The sequence below is a fragment of the Herbaspirillum sp. C7C2 genome (assembly GCF_022627865.1).
In the GTDB taxonomy this organism is placed as follows: domain Bacteria; phylum Pseudomonadota; class Gammaproteobacteria; order Burkholderiales; family Burkholderiaceae_D; genus Herbaspirillum; species Herbaspirillum frisingense.
This window is the reverse complement of record NZ_JABXGI010000058.1, coordinates 1-410: the sequence shown is the minus strand read 5'-3', so window position 1 is coordinate 410 and position 410 is coordinate 1. Positions and strand designations below refer to the sequence as shown.

Below are 410 nucleotides of genomic sequence, written 5' to 3'. Positions count from 1 at the left end.
ATGTTGACCGGGGCGTTCAGGTTGTTCATGAAGATGCGGATGATCTCGCCGAAGCCCAGGGTCACGATGGCCAGGTAGTCACCGCGCAGCTTCAGGGTCGGTGCCCCCAGCAGCGCGCCGAAGATGGCCGCCAGCACGCCCGAGATCGGCACGATCAGCCACAGCGACAAGTGGATGCCGTTCTGCACGATCTGCGGACCATACAGCCAGACCAGGAAGTTGCCGACGTCGGGATAGGTATTGACGAAGGACTCGATCACCGCCGCGAACTGCGGCGAGGCCAACAGGCCGGCGGTATAGGCGCCGATGGCGTAGAAGGCGATGTAGCCCAGATCCAGGAGGCCGGCGAAGCCCACCACCACGTTCAGGCCCAGGGCCAGCATGATGTAGAGCAGTGCCATATCCATGAT

General features: G+C 62.7%; 1 protein-coding gene. It reads right to left on the bottom strand.

Annotated elements, in window-relative coordinates:
- Positions 1-410: ABC transporter permease subunit (locus HWE04_RS24215; RefSeq protein ID WP_446719255.1), on the bottom strand; the 410-nt coding region annotated here is incomplete at both ends.